This is a genomic window from Sphingomonas sp. ATCC 31555 (genome assembly GCF_000282895.1).
Lineage (GTDB): Bacteria > Pseudomonadota > Alphaproteobacteria > Sphingomonadales > Sphingomonadaceae > Sphingomonas.
In genome coordinates, this window is sequence record NZ_ALBQ01000021.1 from 178624 (window position 1) to 193951 (window position 15328).

At 67.2% G+C, this 15328-nt stretch carries 14 protein-coding genes; 7 read left to right on the forward strand and 7 right to left on the reverse strand.

The window, feature by feature from the left end; translation table 11 throughout:
- Window positions 1-27: 27 nt before the first annotated feature.
- From B215_RS0111815 to B215_RS0111830, 4 genes are read right to left on the reverse strand one after another with little or no spacing between them, the layout of a single operon-like run.
- Window positions 28-1065 (reverse strand): aldose epimerase family protein, encoded by a 1038-nt coding sequence (locus tag B215_RS0111815; RefSeq protein WP_019369856.1) that lies wholly within the window; start codon window positions 1063-1065, stop codon window positions 28-30.
- On the reverse strand, window positions 1062-3515 hold the full coding sequence (locus B215_RS0111820; RefSeq protein ID WP_019369857.1) for a glycoside hydrolase family 3 protein: 2454 nt from the start codon (window positions 3513-3515) through the stop codon (window positions 1062-1064). The genes B215_RS0111815 and B215_RS0111820 overlap by 4 nt, the downstream gene beginning before the upstream one ends.
- A 43-nt stretch (window positions 3516-3558) precedes the next feature.
- Window positions 3559-5082, reverse strand: a complete 1524-nt coding sequence (locus B215_RS0111825; RefSeq protein ID WP_019369858.1) for an ABC transporter permease/substrate-binding protein — start codon at window positions 5080-5082, stop codon at window positions 3559-3561.
- Complete coding sequence (locus tag B215_RS0111830; protein ID WP_026009191.1) at window positions 5079-5846, reverse strand: ATP-binding cassette domain-containing protein; 768 nt, start codon at window positions 5844-5846, stop codon at window positions 5079-5081. Before B215_RS0111830 ends, B215_RS0111825 begins: the two co-directional genes overlap by 4 nt.
- Window positions 5847-5910: 64 nt before the next feature.
- Here B215_RS0111830 and B215_RS0111835 point away from each other — a divergent pair, with 64 nt between their 5' ends.
- The 4 genes from B215_RS0111835 to B215_RS0111850 all read left to right on the forward strand — a co-directional run bounded on the left by B215_RS0111835 (window position 5911) and on the right by B215_RS0111850 (window position 9617).
- On the forward strand, window positions 5911-6705 hold the full coding sequence (locus tag B215_RS0111835; RefSeq protein WP_019369860.1) for an SDR family oxidoreductase: 795 nt from the start codon (window positions 5911-5913) through the stop codon (window positions 6703-6705).
- A gap of 82 nt (window positions 6706-6787) precedes the next feature.
- Window positions 6788-7813, forward strand: coding sequence for an alcohol dehydrogenase AdhP (adhP, locus tag B215_RS0111840; RefSeq protein ID WP_019369861.1), 1026 nt, complete (start codon window positions 6788-6790; stop codon window positions 7811-7813).
- A gap of 43 nt (window positions 7814-7856) precedes the next feature.
- Complete coding sequence (locus tag B215_RS0111845; RefSeq protein ID WP_019369862.1) at window positions 7857-9080, forward strand: threonine synthase; 1224 nt, start codon at window positions 7857-7859, stop codon at window positions 9078-9080.
- An 87-nt stretch (window positions 9081-9167) separates the two neighbouring features.
- Window positions 9168-9617, forward strand: a complete 450-nt coding sequence (locus B215_RS0111850) for a HEAT repeat domain-containing protein (protein ID WP_019369863.1) — start codon at window positions 9168-9170, stop codon at window positions 9615-9617.
- A 66-nt stretch (window positions 9618-9683) separates the two neighbouring features.
- On the opposite strand, the gene B215_RS20890 is transcribed toward B215_RS0111850, so the two are convergent.
- Together B215_RS20890 and B215_RS0111860 are read right to left on the reverse strand one after the other, a co-directional pair.
- Window positions 9684-10115: an endonuclease domain-containing protein gene (locus B215_RS20890; protein ID WP_083844711.1), complete on the reverse strand. Its 432-nt coding sequence runs from the start codon at window positions 10113-10115 to the stop codon at window positions 9684-9686.
- Window positions 10116-10186: 71 nt separating this feature from the next.
- A complete protein-coding gene (locus B215_RS0111860) occupies window positions 10187-11881 on the reverse strand; it encodes an acyl-CoA dehydrogenase (RefSeq protein ID WP_019369865.1) in 1695 nt (564 codons plus the stop codon).
- Window positions 11882-11923: 42 nt separating this feature from the next.
- On the opposite strand from B215_RS0111860, the gene B215_RS0111865 reads away from it, so the two are divergent.
- Window positions 11924-12862, forward strand: a complete 939-nt coding sequence (locus tag B215_RS0111865; protein ID WP_152997755.1) for an L-threonylcarbamoyladenylate synthase — start codon at window positions 11924-11926, stop codon at window positions 12860-12862.
- A gap of 499 nt (window positions 12863-13361) precedes the next feature.
- Here the strand turns inward: B215_RS0111865 and msrA are convergent, their stop codons facing one another.
- On the reverse strand, window positions 13362-13907 hold the full coding sequence (gene msrA / locus B215_RS0111870; protein ID WP_019369867.1) for a peptide-methionine (S)-S-oxide reductase MsrA: 546 nt from the start codon (window positions 13905-13907) through the stop codon (window positions 13362-13364).
- A gap of 68 nt (window positions 13908-13975) precedes the next feature.
- Here msrA and galE point away from each other — a divergent pair, with 68 nt between their 5' ends.
- Together galE and B215_RS0111880 are read left to right on the forward strand one after the other, a co-directional pair.
- Window positions 13976-14974 (forward strand): UDP-glucose 4-epimerase GalE, encoded by a 999-nt coding sequence (gene galE / locus B215_RS0111875; RefSeq protein ID WP_019369868.1) that lies wholly within the window; start codon window positions 13976-13978, stop codon window positions 14972-14974.
- A 53-nt stretch (window positions 14975-15027) separates the two neighbouring features.
- Window positions 15028-15291 carry a hypothetical protein gene (locus B215_RS0111880; RefSeq protein ID WP_019369869.1) on the forward strand — a complete coding sequence of 88 codons (264 nt, stop codon included), beginning with the start codon at window positions 15028-15030 and terminating at the stop codon, window positions 15289-15291.
- The last annotated feature ends 37 nt before the right edge of the window (window positions 15292-15328 follow it).

Here is a 15328-nt window from a genome sequence, read left to right on the forward strand (position 1 = left end):
GCTGCAAGTATCGCCAGCGCGCGGAAGTCAGCGATCGAATGCCGTCTCTGTATGCGATGCCGTGCGGAAGCGAAAGGCCATGCTGTGCCGATAGGTTTCCCCCGCCTCGATCCGGGCGGAAGGGAAGCCGGGCTGGTTCGGGCTGTCCGGAAATTTCTGCGGCTCGAGACACAAGCCACCCCGTAGTGGATAGGTGCCGCCGGTGGTGCCCGGCGCGCCATCGGCCAGGTAGTTGCCGGAGTAGAATTGAACTCCGGGTTCGGTCGAATGCACGTCGAGTACGCGTCCCGTGTGCGGATCGAACAGCGTGGCGATGCGCCGTTCGAAGCCGGCGGGGCCGTCCAGCACGAAGTTGTGATCGAATCCCGTGCCGAGCGCGAGCTGCGCATCGGCCGCATCGATGTCGCGCCCGATCGGCTTGGGCGTGCGGAAATCGAAGGGCGTGCCTTCCACTGGGGCAAGCGCGCCGGTGGGGATCAGTTCGTTATCGACCGGCGTGATCGCGCTCGCCGGGATCTGCAGCACATGTTCCAGGATCGTAGCGCTGCTGCCTTCGCCCGCCAGGTTGAAATAGGCATGCTGGGTGAGGTTGACGATCGTCGCGCGATCGGTGGTGGCGGTGAACCGCACCGCCAGGCCATCCTCCTCTAGCACATATTCCACCCGCGCCGTGAGGTCGCCGGGAAAGCCGTTCCAGCCATGCGGCGTATCGAGCCGGAAGGTGACGGCAGTGTCGCTGCGCGACTCCACCGTCCAGAGTTGCTGGTCGAAGCCGGCAGGCCCCGAATGGAGGCTGTTGTCGCCTTCGTTGGTGGTCAGCTGAAACGTTTCGCCGTCCAGCGCGAAGCGGCCGCCGGCGATGCGATTGGCATAGCGGCCGGCCACCGCGCCATAATAGCGCGGCGGCTGGCGGCGGTAATCTTCGAGGTCGGCATAGCCGAGCACGACATTGTCCGGCCGCCCGTGCCGATCGGGCACTTCCAGCCGGTGCAACGTCGCACCCAGGTTCAGAAACTGCGCGCGAAACGCTCCGCGCGCGATTTCGACGACCTCGATGCCGCTCATTGGCCCGGACAGACCGAATTGGCGGGATCGGAGACGATCCGCGCTTCGGCCAGCGAGAGGGTGAAGGGCCCGCTCGCCTGCAGCACGATAGGCGCATTCACCTTGGTCACATCGACTCCGTTCTTCTGATAGCATTTCAGCAGCACGTTGACCGTTTGCCAACCGGTCTTGCCGGTGAACAGCCCGGTCGCGTCGATCGTTCCCGTGTTCGTACCGCCTTCCATCGACAGCCGGACCGGACCCGTCGGTGCCGCATCGACGCGATAGACGAGGCGCAGCGACAGGTCGCCGTTGGTCTCGCGGCTGAGATCGAGGTCGCCGCCGCCGATGCGCAGCGTCGCAGGGCCTGCCGGCCAGGTCAGCTGCTGCGCACCTTCCTGGGTGGCCGGCCCGTCGACGGTCTTGCGAGTGACGCCGCTATCGGTCGCGAAGGAGAAGGGTGCCGGCGTCACGCCCTTGGCAAAGAAGGTGCCGGTGTTGCCCAGCGCGGCATCGACGCCCGAGACTTCGCTCAGCGTGCCGACGGTGCCGGGCTTGGCATAACGCAGGCCATAGCCGAACGCGAACAGCGGATCATAGCCGGCGGCGCCGCGATTGAGCGTGAACTGGCCGGCCGTCTTGGGCCAGCTGAACGAAAGCGTGCCGGTGAAGTCGCGGCGCGGCTTGCCGGCCTTGTCGCCGATCAGCACATCGGCCACGCCCGCGCCCTCGCTGCCTGGCAGCCAGGCCGCGACGAACGCGTCCGACGCGTTGAGCTCCGGGTTCACCCAGAGCGGCCTGCCGGAGAGGAACACCGAGACGACCGGCACGCCCGCCGCCTTCAGCTTCTTGAGCAGCGCCAGCGCCTGCTTGTCGCCCGGCTGGAACTCCAGCGTGCGCACATCGCCGCGCATTTCGGCATAGGGCTCCTCGCCGAACACGACGATCGCCACGTCGGGCTTTTTGGTGAAGCTGCCATCGGCGGAAAGCGTGGCCGTGCCGCCGCCGGCCTTCACCGCCGCCTGGATGCCGGCGAAGATCGTCTCGCCATTGGGGAACATCGCGTTCGGATTGCCGTCGCCCTGCCAGCTGAGCGTCCAGCCGCCCGATTGCTGCGCCATGGAGTCGGCGCCCGAACCCGCGACCAGCACGTTCGCGCTCGCCTTTAGCGGAAGCACGCCATTGTTCTTCAGCAGGACCAGCGATTTGGCGACCGCTTCGCGGGCGATAGCGCGATGTTCGGGTGCGCCGATGATCTCGGCCTTGCTCTCATAAGGGCGGGCCGCCTCGAACAGGCCCATCTGCATCTTCACGCGCAGGATGCGGCGTACCGCGTCGTCGATCCGTGCCATCGGGATCGTGCCGGCCTTGGCATGGGCCAGCGTCGATTCGTACAGGCCCTTCCAGCTGTCCGGCGCCATCGCCATGTCGAGCCCGGCGTTGAACGTCGCGGCGCAATCGGTGGCGGTGCAGCCCGGAATTTGCGCATGGCCGTTCCAGTCGCCGACGACGAAGCCGTCAAAGCCCATCTTGCCCTTCAGCACATCGGTGAGCAGCGACTTGTTGCCGTGCATCTTGGCGCCGTTCCAGCTGCTGAACGATGCCATGACGGTCATCGTGCCCGCGTTGATCGCGCCCGGATAACCGGCATTGTGAATGCGGATCAGCTCCTCTTCGGAAACCCGGGTATCGCCCTGGTCCTGCCCGCCGAAGGTGCCGCCGTCGCCGAGGAAATGCTTGGCCGAGGCCGCGACATAGCCTTTCTGGATGCGGTCCTTGGTGCCCGGCGCGCCCTGCAGGCCGCGGATCATCGCGCCGGCATAGCTGCGCACCACCTCCGGATCTTCCGAATAGCCTTCATAGGCGCGCCCCCAGCGGTCGTCCTGCGGCACCGCCAGCGTCGGTCCGAAGGCCCAGTCGATGCCCGCAGAGGCGGTTTCCGCCGCGGTTGCGCGGCCGATCTTTTCCATCAGCGCCGGATCGCGCATCGCGCCGAGGCCAACATTGTGCGGGAATAGCGTGGCGCCGACGATGTTGTTGTTGCCATGCACCGCGTCGATGCCGAACATGATCGGGATTGCGGCATGGTTGCCCTTGCGGGCGAGCGCCGCCTTCTGGAACGCCTGCGCCGTCGCCAGCCACGGCCCGCGGGGGCTACGATCAGGCGCGCCGATGGGCGGCGAGCTGCCGCCCGCGAGGATGGAGCCGAGCGGATAGGTGGCGAGATCGGCCGGCGTGATGCTGCCGATGTCGGCCTGGATCATCTGGCCAACCTTCTCCTCCAGCGTCATCTTCGCCAGCAGATCCGTGATCGACTTCTCCGTGGCAGGATCGATCAGCCCCGGCGTCTTCGCCGCGGGCCATTTTTCCGGATGTGCAGTGGACGACAGCGTTGTCGGCGCCTGCTGCGCAACGGCGGGTGCGGCGGCAAGGATCGTGGTGGCTAACAGCAGCTTCAGGCCCGCAGGCATTTTCTCTCTCCCCAACAGGTTCTTTGGTAGCGATACCGCAGGATCAGTGCCCAAGTCCATGCGTCAGCCAGCGGGCGGCGGCATCGGGGCTCTGCTTGTCGGCGTCGCGATCGACCATGTAATTGGCTTCGCGCATCTTTTCGACTGAAATCGCACCGATCAGCGGGCGCAGGGCGGCCTGGAAGCGGGCGTCGTCAGCGCGCTTCGGCGCAAGCAGCAGGATTGCGTCATAGCCGGGGATGGCGCCTTTTGGATCCTGCAGCACGGCAAGATGCTGCGCAGCGATGCGACCGTCGGAGGAAAAGGCCGGGATCACGTCCGCCGCGCCGCTGGCGAGCGCGCGATACATGAAAGTGGGCTGATAGGGATTCGCCGCGGCGAAACGCAGGCCATAGGCGCGCTGCACGGCCTTCCATTCGGAGCGCTCCAGAAACTCCACGTCGGTGGCGAGCTTCAGCGACGGCGCGACCGCGGCTAGGTCGGCGATGCTCGCGATGCCGCGGCGCCGGGCATCGTCGCCGCGCATGACGAAGGCATAGGCATTCTCGAAGCCCAGCGATCCGAGCAGCGTGACCTTGTTCGTACGTCGCGCCCATTCGGCCACGCCGCGGACGAGCTCGGCGCGGTGTGGTACATCGGTACGGCCCATCTGGTTGGTCCAGATCGTACCCGAATAGTCGACATAGACGTCGATCGCATCGCTCGCGAGCGCCGCATAGGCGACGCCGGAGCCCAGCCCTTCGCGATAGCGCACCTGGTACCCCGCCGACTTCAGCCGCGCGCCGATCAGCCGGGCTAGGATATATTGTTCCGAAAACCCTTTGGCGCCGATCGTCACCACGCTCCGCTGCGCGGGCCAGGCGGGCGCCAAGGCGGCGAGCGCGCCCGCGGCGAGCAGGCCTAGGCTCAACCACACAAAGGCCCGCCGCCTGCGGGAAATTCCCCATTCGGCAAGGCCGAGCAGTGCGTCGACGGTCAGGGCCAGCGCGGCGGCGGAAAGGCAGCCGGCAAGCACCAGCGCCCAGTTCTGCGTCTGCAGCCCGGCAAAGATCAGGTCGCCCAGGCTCGGCTGGCCCACCGTAGTCGAAAGCGTCGCCGCCCCGATCGTCCACACGGCGGCGGTGCGGATGCCGGCCATCACCATCGGCGCGACCAGCGGCGCTTCGACCAGGCGCAGTTTCTGCCAAGCCGTCATGCCGACCCCGTCCGCTGCCTCGCGCACGGCGGGGTCGAGCGTCGTGAGACCGGTGATCGCGTTGCGCAGGATCGGCAGCAACGCATAGAGGGTGAGCGCGAGCAGCGACGGCAGGAAGCCCAGCGCCGGAATGCCCCCGCCCAGCAGCGCCGAAAGCCATAGCAGCAGCGGATAGAACAGCGCCAGCAGCGCCAGGCTGGGAATGGTCTGCACGAGGCTCGCCAACCCCAGCGCGACCCGGGCGATCCCCCGATGCCGGGCGGACGCCACCGCGAGCGGCAGGCTGATCGCGATTCCCAGCAGCAGCGCGGCAAAGGCCAGCAGCAAATGCTGCGCAAGCAGTTCGGGCACGCGGGCGAAGGCGCCGCTCATCGCGCCAGTGCCGCGAGACGCTGCGCTTGGTCGCGCGGCACCGCCACCAGCGCGTCTGCCGTCGCCCCGCCCTTGCCGGCGAGCAGGTCGCGCGGCGTCGCGTCGCCGACGATGCGGCCCGCGTCCATCACCAGGATACGGTCGGCGAGCAGCAGCGCTTCGGCCATGTCGTGGGTGACCAGCAGAGTGGTCAGCGCCATTTGCGCGTGTAGCGCACGGATCGCCGCGCCCAGGGCATCGCGCGTCACCGGATCCAGCGCGCCGAACGGTTCGTCCATCAGCAACAATTTCGGTCCGGTGGCCAATGCGCGGGCGACGCCGACGCGCTGGCGCTGCCCGCCGGACAGCGCGTCGGGCATCCGCGCGATCATCGCCTCCGGCAGGTCCACCAGCCGCATCAGCTCGGCCACGCGTGCGTCCGGCGCCCCACCGCCGGCAAGCCGCAGCCCGATCGCAACATTCTCCCCCACGGTCAGGTGCGGGAACAGTCCGACATTCTGGAAGACATAGCCGATCCGCCGCCGCAGCAGGTGCGCGGGCCCAGCATCCACCGGCGCGCCGTCGATCAGAACGCGCCCCTCGCTTGGATCGATCAGGCGGTTCACCATCTTGAGCAGGGTGGACTTGCCCGATCCGGACGCTCCTACCAGTGCTACGAAGCTGCCGCCCGCGATCTCCAGCGAAACGGAATCCACGGCCCGCACGGAATTTGCGTAGCTCTTGCCGACACCTTCGAACGTCACGCTGCGCAATTGCTCTGGCATTGTCGTCTGTTGTGCGGAATGTTGCGGCAAAGGTCAAAGACCGGCGTGCATAAAGGGGGAGGCGATGGCGGAGCGTGCGATCTTCATCACTGGCGGTGCTTCGGGCATCGGGCAGGCGGTGGCGGTGCTGTTCGCCGCGCGCGGCTGGCGGATCGGGATCGCCGATGTGAACGTTGCCGGCCTGGAGGCCACGCGCGCCATGCTGCCGGCGGACAGGGTCACGACGCATCCTTTCGACGTGCGCGACCGCGATGGCTGGACTGCGGCGCTCGCGGACTTCGCCGATGCCAGCGGCGGGCGATTGGACGTGCTGTTCAACAATGCCGGGATCGGAACCAGCGGCCCGTTCGCCAGCGCCGATCCCCGCGCGCTCGAACATTGTAATGCCGTCAACTTCATGGGCGTGGTGCACGGCGCCCATGTCGGCTTCCCGCTTCTGGCCGCCACGCCGGACTCGGCGATGCTGATCACCAGCTCTGCCGCGGGGATTTACGGCACCGCAGGGGCTGCGATCTATTCGGCGACCAAGTTCGCCGTGCGCGGCCTGGCCGAGGCGCTGGACGGCGAATGGGCCGCGGCCGGCGTGAAGGTGCGCACTCTGATGCCGGCCTTTATCGACACGCCGCTGCTCGACCAGCCGGCGGGGGGCTCCAACCAGCTGATCCGCGAAAGCGTGCAACGCTCCGGGCTGGAGATCTCGCCCGTGTCCGATGTGGCGGAAGCGGCGTGGCAGGCGGTGCACGGGCCGGTGCTGCATACCCGCGTCGGCAGCACGGCGCGCAAGCTGTGGTTCGCCGCGCGGTGGATGCCGGGCGCGCTACGCAAGCAGGCGCAGCGGAGCCGACTGGGCCGGCGATGAACTTGCGTTCTACGCATCACTCCTAATTGGGCATGCGCCTGTGAGGGCCCATCCGATCGCATAGTCCAAGCAGGAGCGATCGATGTCCAAGACGATGAAAGCTGCCGTAGTTCGCGAATTCGGCAAGCCGTTGGTGATCGAGGAAGTGCCGGTGCCGGAGGTTGGCCCCGGCCAGATTCTTGTCCGCATTGCCGCCAGCGGGGTTTGCCACACCGATCTTCACGCCGCCGAGGGCGATTGGCCGGTCAAACCCAAGCCGCCCTTCATCCCGGGCCATGAAGGCGTTGGCCATGTCGCGGCGGTTGGGGCTGGCGTGACCCATGTGAAGGAAGGTGATCGGGTGGGCGTGCCCTGGCTCTACACCGCGTGCGGACACTGCATGCACTGCCTGGGCGGTTGGGAGACGCTGTGCGAGAGCCAGCAGAACACCGGCTATTCGGTGAATGGCGGCTTTGCCGATTATGTGCTGGCCGACCCCAACTATGTCGGCATCCTGCCCGACAAGGTAGGCTTCGTGGAGATCGCACCGGTGCTGTGCGCGGGCGTGACGGTCTACAAGGGGCTCAAGGTCACCGATACCAAGCCCGGCGACTGGGTCGCCATCTCCGGGATCGGCGGGCTGGGGCACATGGCGGTGCAATATGCCAAGGCGATGGGGCTCAACGTCATCGCGGTTGATATCGACGACGAGAAGCTGGCGCTGGCGCGGAAGCTGGGCGCCGAGCTGACGGTCAACGCCCGCCACGAGGATCCGGCGGCGTTCGTTAAGAAGGCGGTCGGCGGCGCGCGGGGCGTGCTGGTGACGGCGGTGTCGACCAAGGCGTTCCAGCAGGCGCTGGGCATGGTGGGGCGCGGCGGCACCGTGTCGCTCAACGGCCTGCCGCCGGGGGATTTCCCGCTGTCGATCTTCGACACGGTGCTCAACGGCATCACCGTGCGCGGCTCGATCGTGGGCACCCGGCTGGACCTGCAGGAGGCGCTCGATTTCGCCGGGCAGGGCAAGGTCCATGCGACCGTGGCGACCGAGAAACTTGAGAACGTCAACGGCGTGTTCGATCGGATGCGTAAGGGCGAGATCGAGGGCCGGATCGTGCTCGACATGGCCTGAAGCGCCATCGACAGGGGCGGCGGCGGTTCCTAAGCTGCCGCCCATGCAGGACAATCTCACGGCCGAGCGGCCGAGCTTCGTCACCCATCTCGAATGCTCGATGACGGGCGAGACCTATGCGGCGGACCAGCTGCATGGGCTCTCGCGCGTCGGGCGGCCGCTGCTGGTGCGCTATGATCTGGCGGGGGTGGGCGCGGCGCTGACCCGCGACGCACTGGAGGCGCGGCCGACCGATCTGTGGCGTTGGCGCGAGCTGCTACCGGTGCGGCGGGCGGAGAACATCGTCTCGCTGGGCGAGATCGAGACCCCGCTGATCGATATCCCAAAATCCGGCGGGCCGGGCGCGATCGTGAAGGACGAGGGCCGGCTGCCGACTGGCTCGTTCAAGGCGCGTGGCCTCGTGATGGCGGTGAGCATGGCGCGCGAGCTGGGCGTCACCCGCATCGCCATGCCGACCAACGGCAATGCCGGCGCGGCGCTCGCCGCCTATGCCGCGCGCTGCGGCATCGAGACGGTGATCCTCTGCCCCGAGGAGACGCCGGAGGTGAATGTTCGCGAGATCGCCGCGCAGGGCGCGCGGGTCTACCGGGTCAACGGCCAGATCGACGAATGCGGCGCGATCGTCGGGCGGGGGGCGGTCGAGGGGCGCTGGTTCGACTTCTCGACGCTGAAGGAGCCCTACCGGATCGAGGGCAAGAAGACGATGGGGCTGGAGCTCGCCGCGCAGTGCGGCTGGGAGCTGCCCGACGCGATCTTCTATCCCACCGGCGGCGGCACCGGCCTGATCGGTATGTGGAAGGCGTTCGACGAGCTGGAGCGGCTCGGTTGGATCGGCGCGAAGCGCCCGCGCATGTACGCGGTGCAGGCCTCGGGCTGCGCGCCGATCGTCCGCGCGTTCGAGGCGGGCGAGGAGCATGCCGAGCGCTGGGAGAATGCCGCAACAGTCGCGGCGGGCATCCGCGTGCCGCGCGCGGTGGGCGACTTCCTGATCCTGCGCGCGGTGCGCGAGTCCGGCGGGCGCGCGCTGGCGGTGGGCGATCCGGCAATCCTCCAGGCGGTGGACGAGTGCGCCCGCAAGGACGGCCTGCTGCTCTGCCCCGAGGGTGGGGCGACGCTGGCGGCGTACCGGCAGGCGATGCGGGACGGGCTGGTCGACCCGGAGGAGCGGACAGTGCTGTTCAACTGCGCGACGGGGCTGAAATACCCGATGCCCGAGGCCGGGACGTGGCTGGACAAGGATGCGGTGGGGGATCTGGGGGCGTTGTGAGGGGATGAAGCCCTTTTGCTTGAAGGGCGTGTAGTGTCATGGCAGCGTGCACAGGTGTCCGAACGCTATTAGTCTCCGTCAGACTTCTTGAAGGGCATTATCGCGGAAGAGGTGGCGCTCGCCGACGGACCCCTTGCGCAGGCCAACCTCAATCTCCTCATCGAACTCACGCGGGATGCGGATCGCGCGAATCGCGACTGGGCCACCATGCTCCTGAGCCAGGAGGGAGGCGATACGCCTGCGGTGCGCGCGGTTCTTCTTGTTGCTGCGAGAGACGAAGACGAAGTCGTCCGAGCGGAGGCCGCGCTGGGGCTGGCAAGCCGCGATCCCGGACTGGCATTGCCGTGCGTGCAGGAAGCCCTGCGCGGGAACACCATTACCCCACCCATGCTGGAGGCGGCCGCGCTTTGCGCGCATCCCTCGCTGATCGAGGATCTGCGCGTCTGGGCGGAACCGTCCGACAACGCGTTCGCGGACAAGCTTGCCGCCGACGCATTGGCGGCCTGCCTGCGCGCTGAGCCGAGAGCGAATCGCTGACCTCCCCCTCCGTCAGGCCTGCGGCCTGCCACCTCCCCCTGGCGGGTGAGGATTGATCCGCCTTGCTCATCCTCCCCCGACAGGGGGAGGTGCCGCCGTAGGCGGCGGAGGGGGAGGTAGGCGAGCGGTTTGCAGAGTGGCCCTCCGCTCGATCGCGATCGTGAGGATTTGGCGCACCACGCCTTCGGTGTGGTTCAGAACGTCCGTTGCCGTGTAGCGGAGGATGCGCACGCCTTGTGCTTTCAACCATGCGTCGCGGGCGGCGTCGCGCTCCGGGCGGTGGCCGCGGGCATGGGCTTCGCCATCCACTTCGATCGCGAGATGGGCTGGGGCGCAGTAGAAGTCCAGCACGTACGGACCGGCCGGGTGCTGCTTGCGGAAGCGCAAACCCGCTTCGTTTTGGCGCAGCGCGAGCCAAAGGGCGATTTCCGGAGGGGGCATTTCTTTGCGCAGGCGTTTGGCGTTGCGGCGGGGATTATCGGGACCTCCCAGGCGCATCGCTTCCCTCCCCCTCCGCCGCCTGCGGCGGCACCTCCCCCTGGCGGGTGAGGATTATTCCACCAAGCCCCTCAAGCCGCGAAGGCCTCCGCCTCCACCGCATACAGCACCGCCGCCTTCGCCATCGCCGCCGCGCGCAGACCGAGCGCTTCCGGCACGATCTGCTCGACATAGAAGCGCGCCGCTGCCTGCTTCATCTGGAAGAAGCCGGGCTCGCCGTCGCCCTGTGCCGCCAAGCGCCCGCTCTTCTCCATCAGCCAGCCGCACACCGCCACCGACAGCATGGTCAGGAACGGATAGCTCGCCGCCAGCCGGTCGTCGGCATCGCTGCCCAGCAGGTTGCGGCCGACCTCCTCGCAGGCGTCGATCAGCGAACGCAGTCCCGCGTCCCGTGCCTCGGCGCGCATGTCTGCCAGCAGGCCGAGCAGCGTCGCGCCATTGTCCATGCTCAGCTTGCGGCCGACCAGGTCCGCGGCCTGGATGCCGTTGGTGCCTTCGTAGATCGGGGTGATGCGCGCGTCGCGGAAATGCTGGGCGGCACCGGTCTCCTCGATATAGCCCATGCCGCCATGGACCTGTACGCCCAGGCTCGCGACCTCGTTGCCGATGTCGGTCGCATGCGCCTTGGCGAGCGGGGTGAGCAGCTCGACGCGCTTGTCCGCCTCGGCATCGCCGCTGCGGCCGCGATCCAGCTGGCCGAAGGCGTAATAGACCAGCGCGCGCGCCGCCTGCGTCTGCGCCTTCATCCGCAGCAGCATGCGGCGGACATCGGGGTGCTCGATGATCGCGGTGGGGGCGCCGCCCCGGTAGCCCTGCACCCGCTCGCGGGCATAGGCGACCGCGCGCTGGGTGGCGCGCTCGGCAACCTGGACGCCCTGCAGGCCGACATTGAGGCGGGCATTGTTCATCATCGTGAACATCGCGCGGATGCCGCCCAGTTCGGGGCCGATCAGCTCGCCGATGCAGTCGTCATGGTCGCCGAAGCTCAGCACGCAGGTGGGCGAGGCGTGGAGGCCCATCTTGTGCTCGATCGAGACGACCTTGATATCGTTGAAATCGCCCGGCGTCCCGTCCTCCTTGAGCCGGAACTTGGGCACCAGGAACAGCGACAGGCCCTTGGTACCCGCCGGCGCGCCCGGCGTGCGGGCCAGTACCAGATGCACGATATTGTCGGCCATGTCGTGATCGCCGAACGAGATGTAGATTTTGGTGCCCTTGATCTTCCACTTGCCGTCGCCCGCGGGCTCGGCCTTGGTCTTCACCGCGCCGACGTCCGAACCCGCCTGCGGCTCGGTGAGGTTCATCGTGCCGGTCCATTCGCCGGTCGCCAGCTTGGGCAGATACAGCGCCTGCTGCTCGGCCGAGCCGTGATGGTGGAGCGCTTCGACCGCGCCGACGGTCAGCACCGGGCATAGGCAGAAGCCCATGTTGGCGGTGCCCAGCGTCTCCAGCACCGCCACCGACAGGCTGACCGGCAGGCCCTGGCCGCCATGCTCGGTCGGCGAGCCGATCGTGCCCCAGCCGCCCTCGACATAGGCGCGATAGGCGGCGGCGAAGCCTTCGGGCATTCTCACGCCGTGTTCGGTCCAGCGCGCGCCTTCGGTATCGCCCAGCCGTTCAAGCGGCGCCCATTCGCCCGCGGCGAACTGGCCGGCGCCGTCGAGCACGGCGTCGAGCAGGTCGGGCGTGGCCTCTTCGCTGATCTCGGACAGGCGGACGATATGGTCGAGCACGAAACGCTGCTCGGCGGTGGCGGGGGTGAACATCAGGCCTCTCTCTTGTGATCTTGTTGCAGCCAATATAGCGCCTTGCGGGTGACCCCAGCAAATCCGCGCATCTTACCCTACGGCGAGGCCGCGCTCGGCGAAGCGGCGGCGCTGATTCGGCGCGGCGCCTGCGTCGCGGTGCCTACCGAAACCGTCTACGGGCTCGCCGCCGACGCGACCGATTCGGATGCCGTCGCGGGCATTTACGCGGCCAAGGGGCGGCCCTCGTTCAATCCGCTGATCGTGCATGTCGCGGATATGGCAATGGCCGAGACGATCGCCCGCTTCGACGACCATGCCCGCGCGCTGGCCACGCGCTTCTGGCCGGGGCCGCTGACGATGGTGCTGCCGCTGGCGAATGGCTCGCCGATCGCCAGTCTCGTTACCGCCGGCCTGCCCACCGTGGCGCTGCGCATGCCGGATCACCGCGCGATGCAGGGGCTGATCCAGGCGAGCGGCCGGCCGCTCGCCGCGCCCTCGGCCAATGCCAGCGGCGGCATCAGCCCGACGCGTGCCGCCCATGTCGCCGCGAGCCTGGCGGGACGCATCCTTTTGGTGATCGACGATGGCGCGACGCGGGCGGGGATCGAGTCGACCATCGTCGAACCCGCGACGCAGCGAATCCTGCGGCCCGGGCCGGTGACGGCCGAGGAACTGCCCGGCTATCGCACCGGCACCACGCCCGGCGCAGTGACGGCGCCGGGGCAACTCGCCAGCCATTACGCGCCGGCCAAGCCGTTGCGGCTCGATGCGCGGGTGGCAGCGGCGGGAGAGTGGCTGATTGGGTTCGGCCCGATCGCCGGCGATGACAGCCTTTCTGCCACCGGCGATCTGCGCGAGGCCGCTGCGCGCCTGTTCGATGCGCTGCATCGTGCCGATGCGTCCACCCGTTCCAGCATCGCCATCGCGCCGATCCCGGAGCAGGGCCTTGGCCAAGCCATCCGCGATCGCCTCGCGCGCGCCGCGCATCCACGCGGCTGAATCCGCCGCACCGCCGCGTCAAAGCAAATAACAGCCTTGCCAGCCAGGCTAGTTACAGATTGTTGCAATTAATTTCTGCCGGCACTGGTGACGTGTCCACGACATTACAACGATGCGTGCAGGTTATAGGTCGATAGCCAGTAATTCGCACGATGGTGAGCGCCTCAAAAACGTCGTTCACGTGAGAATCGAGGTTGTTGCGGTCTCAATTCGGGTAATCGGTATACGATCTCTTCTTTACACCCGCCCACAAACTTTTACCGTTGTACGGCCGCACAGCCCGCGAAAGACAGACGGGCGAGACGGTGACTGGCGGATGTTCGAATTATTTGAGCCGCGGTACGATTTCTCGGCTGCGGTTCCATGTTCGATTGTCTGCTGAGGATGCGCGGAACCCGGACAATATAGGCGGCTTGCTTGCACCTGTGTTGTTCGCAATCAGCGGCTGGTCTTGCGACCAGCCGCGGTCTCGAACGCCCCCCGTGGAGAGGGCGCGGCCTTACGCTGCCGTGCCCTCTTTCACCTTGTTGGCGAAGCTCTTGCGCAGCTTGCGGAGCTTGGGCGGAATCACGGCGAGGCAATAGGGATTGCGCTGGCCTTCGCCTTCCCAATATTCCTGATGATAGTCTTCGGCAGGCCACCATTGGCCGAGCGGCTCGATCGCGGTGACGATCGGCTGCGGCCAATCCGGGCGGGCACGCTCCAGCGCGTCCAGCGCCTCGCGCTCCTGCTCTGCCGAATGCGGGAAGATCGCCGAGCGATATTGGGTCCCCACATCGTTGCCCTGGCGATTGAGCTGCGTCGGATCATGCGTGGCGAGGAAGATGTCGAGCAGCTGGCCATAGCTGACCACGTCGTTGTCGAAGGTCACCCGGATCGCTTCGGCATGGCCCGTCGTGCCGCTGCACACTTCCTTGTAGGTGGGGCTTTCCTTGGTGCCGCCGATATAGCCGCTCTCGACCGCCTGCACGCCGATCACATCCTTGAAAACTGCTTCGGTGCACCAGAAGCATCCTCCTGCGAGGGTAGCCGTTTCGATCGTCATTACGAGGAACTCCTTGCTTGTCGCTCAAAGATAGGGTGGAGGTAGGGGCGGACAAAGGGGGGACCATCATGCGCGACGGAACGGTGTTGGTTACGGGTGGTGCGGGCTATATCGGCAGCCATGCGGTGCTGGCGCTGCTGGATGCCGGCTGGTCGGTTGTCGTGATCGACAATCTGGTGACCGGCTTCGACTGGGCGGTGGACTCGCGCGCCAAGCTCGTCGTGGCCAATATCGACGATGCCGAAGCGGTGCGATCGGCGATCCGCGCGCACGGCGTCACGGCGGTGATGCACTTTGCCGGATCGGTGGTGGTGCCGGAATCGGTGACGGACCCGCTCAAATATTATCGCAACACCCCCGCCGCCAGCCGGTCGCTGATCGAAAGCGTCGTGGCGGAAGGCGTCCGCCACTTCATCTTCTCGTCGACCGCCGCCACCTATGGCATCCCGGAAAAGGTGCCGATCCGCGAAGACAGCCCGAAGGCGCCGATCAATCCATATGGCATGTCGAAGCTGATGACCGAGATCATGCTGAAGGACGTCGCGGCGGCGCATCCGATGAACTATTGCGCTTTGCGCTACTTCAACGTCGCCGGCGCGGATCCGCAGGGGCGCAGCGGACAATCGACCATCGGGGCGACGCATCTGATCAAGATTGCCGTGGAAGCGGCCACCGGCAAGCGCAGCCATGTCGGCGTTTACGGCACCGATTTCGCGACCGCCGACGGCACCGGCGTGCGCGACTATATCCATGTCAGCGATCTTGCCGCCGCCCATGTCGATGCGCTCGATCTGCTGATCGCGCGGCCGCAGGAAAGCCACACGATGAACTGCGGCTATGGCCGGGGATTCTCGGTGCTGGAGGTGCTGGACGCTGTTGATCGCGTGACCAACATGACGATCGAACGCAAGTTGGAGGGCCGCCGCGCCGGCGATCCCGATGCATTGGTGGCAGATAACAGCGCGATCCTCGCCGCCCTGCCATGGCGCCCCAAGTATGACGACCTGAACGGCATCGTTCGCGACGCGCTGGCATGGGAGCGCAAGCTCGCCGAACGCGGGCGTTAGGATCCGGCGTCCGGCCGGGATAGGTTGGCCTCGCTTCGAAAAGGGGAAAGCAGATGCTTCAACTGGTCTCGATCGCTGCGCTCGCCGTCTTTGCAGTTTCCGACGGCGTTACTGTACCGAAGGCGCCCGCGGCAAAAGCGCGATGCGAAAATGCCAAGTTACAGGTCGTGGGCAAGGATGCGGAGCGTGAAACATCGGCTCGTGCCACGCCGCTCGCGGAACAGCCTTTGGCGGATCGTTCCTTGGCAGTGATTCGCGATGCGCGCTGCGACCGTCCGGTGAAGGTGGAAACCCAGGTCGGCCAGCAACAGCGCTGAACCGCGCGTCGCCCCTCCCGATCGGAAGGGGCGACGA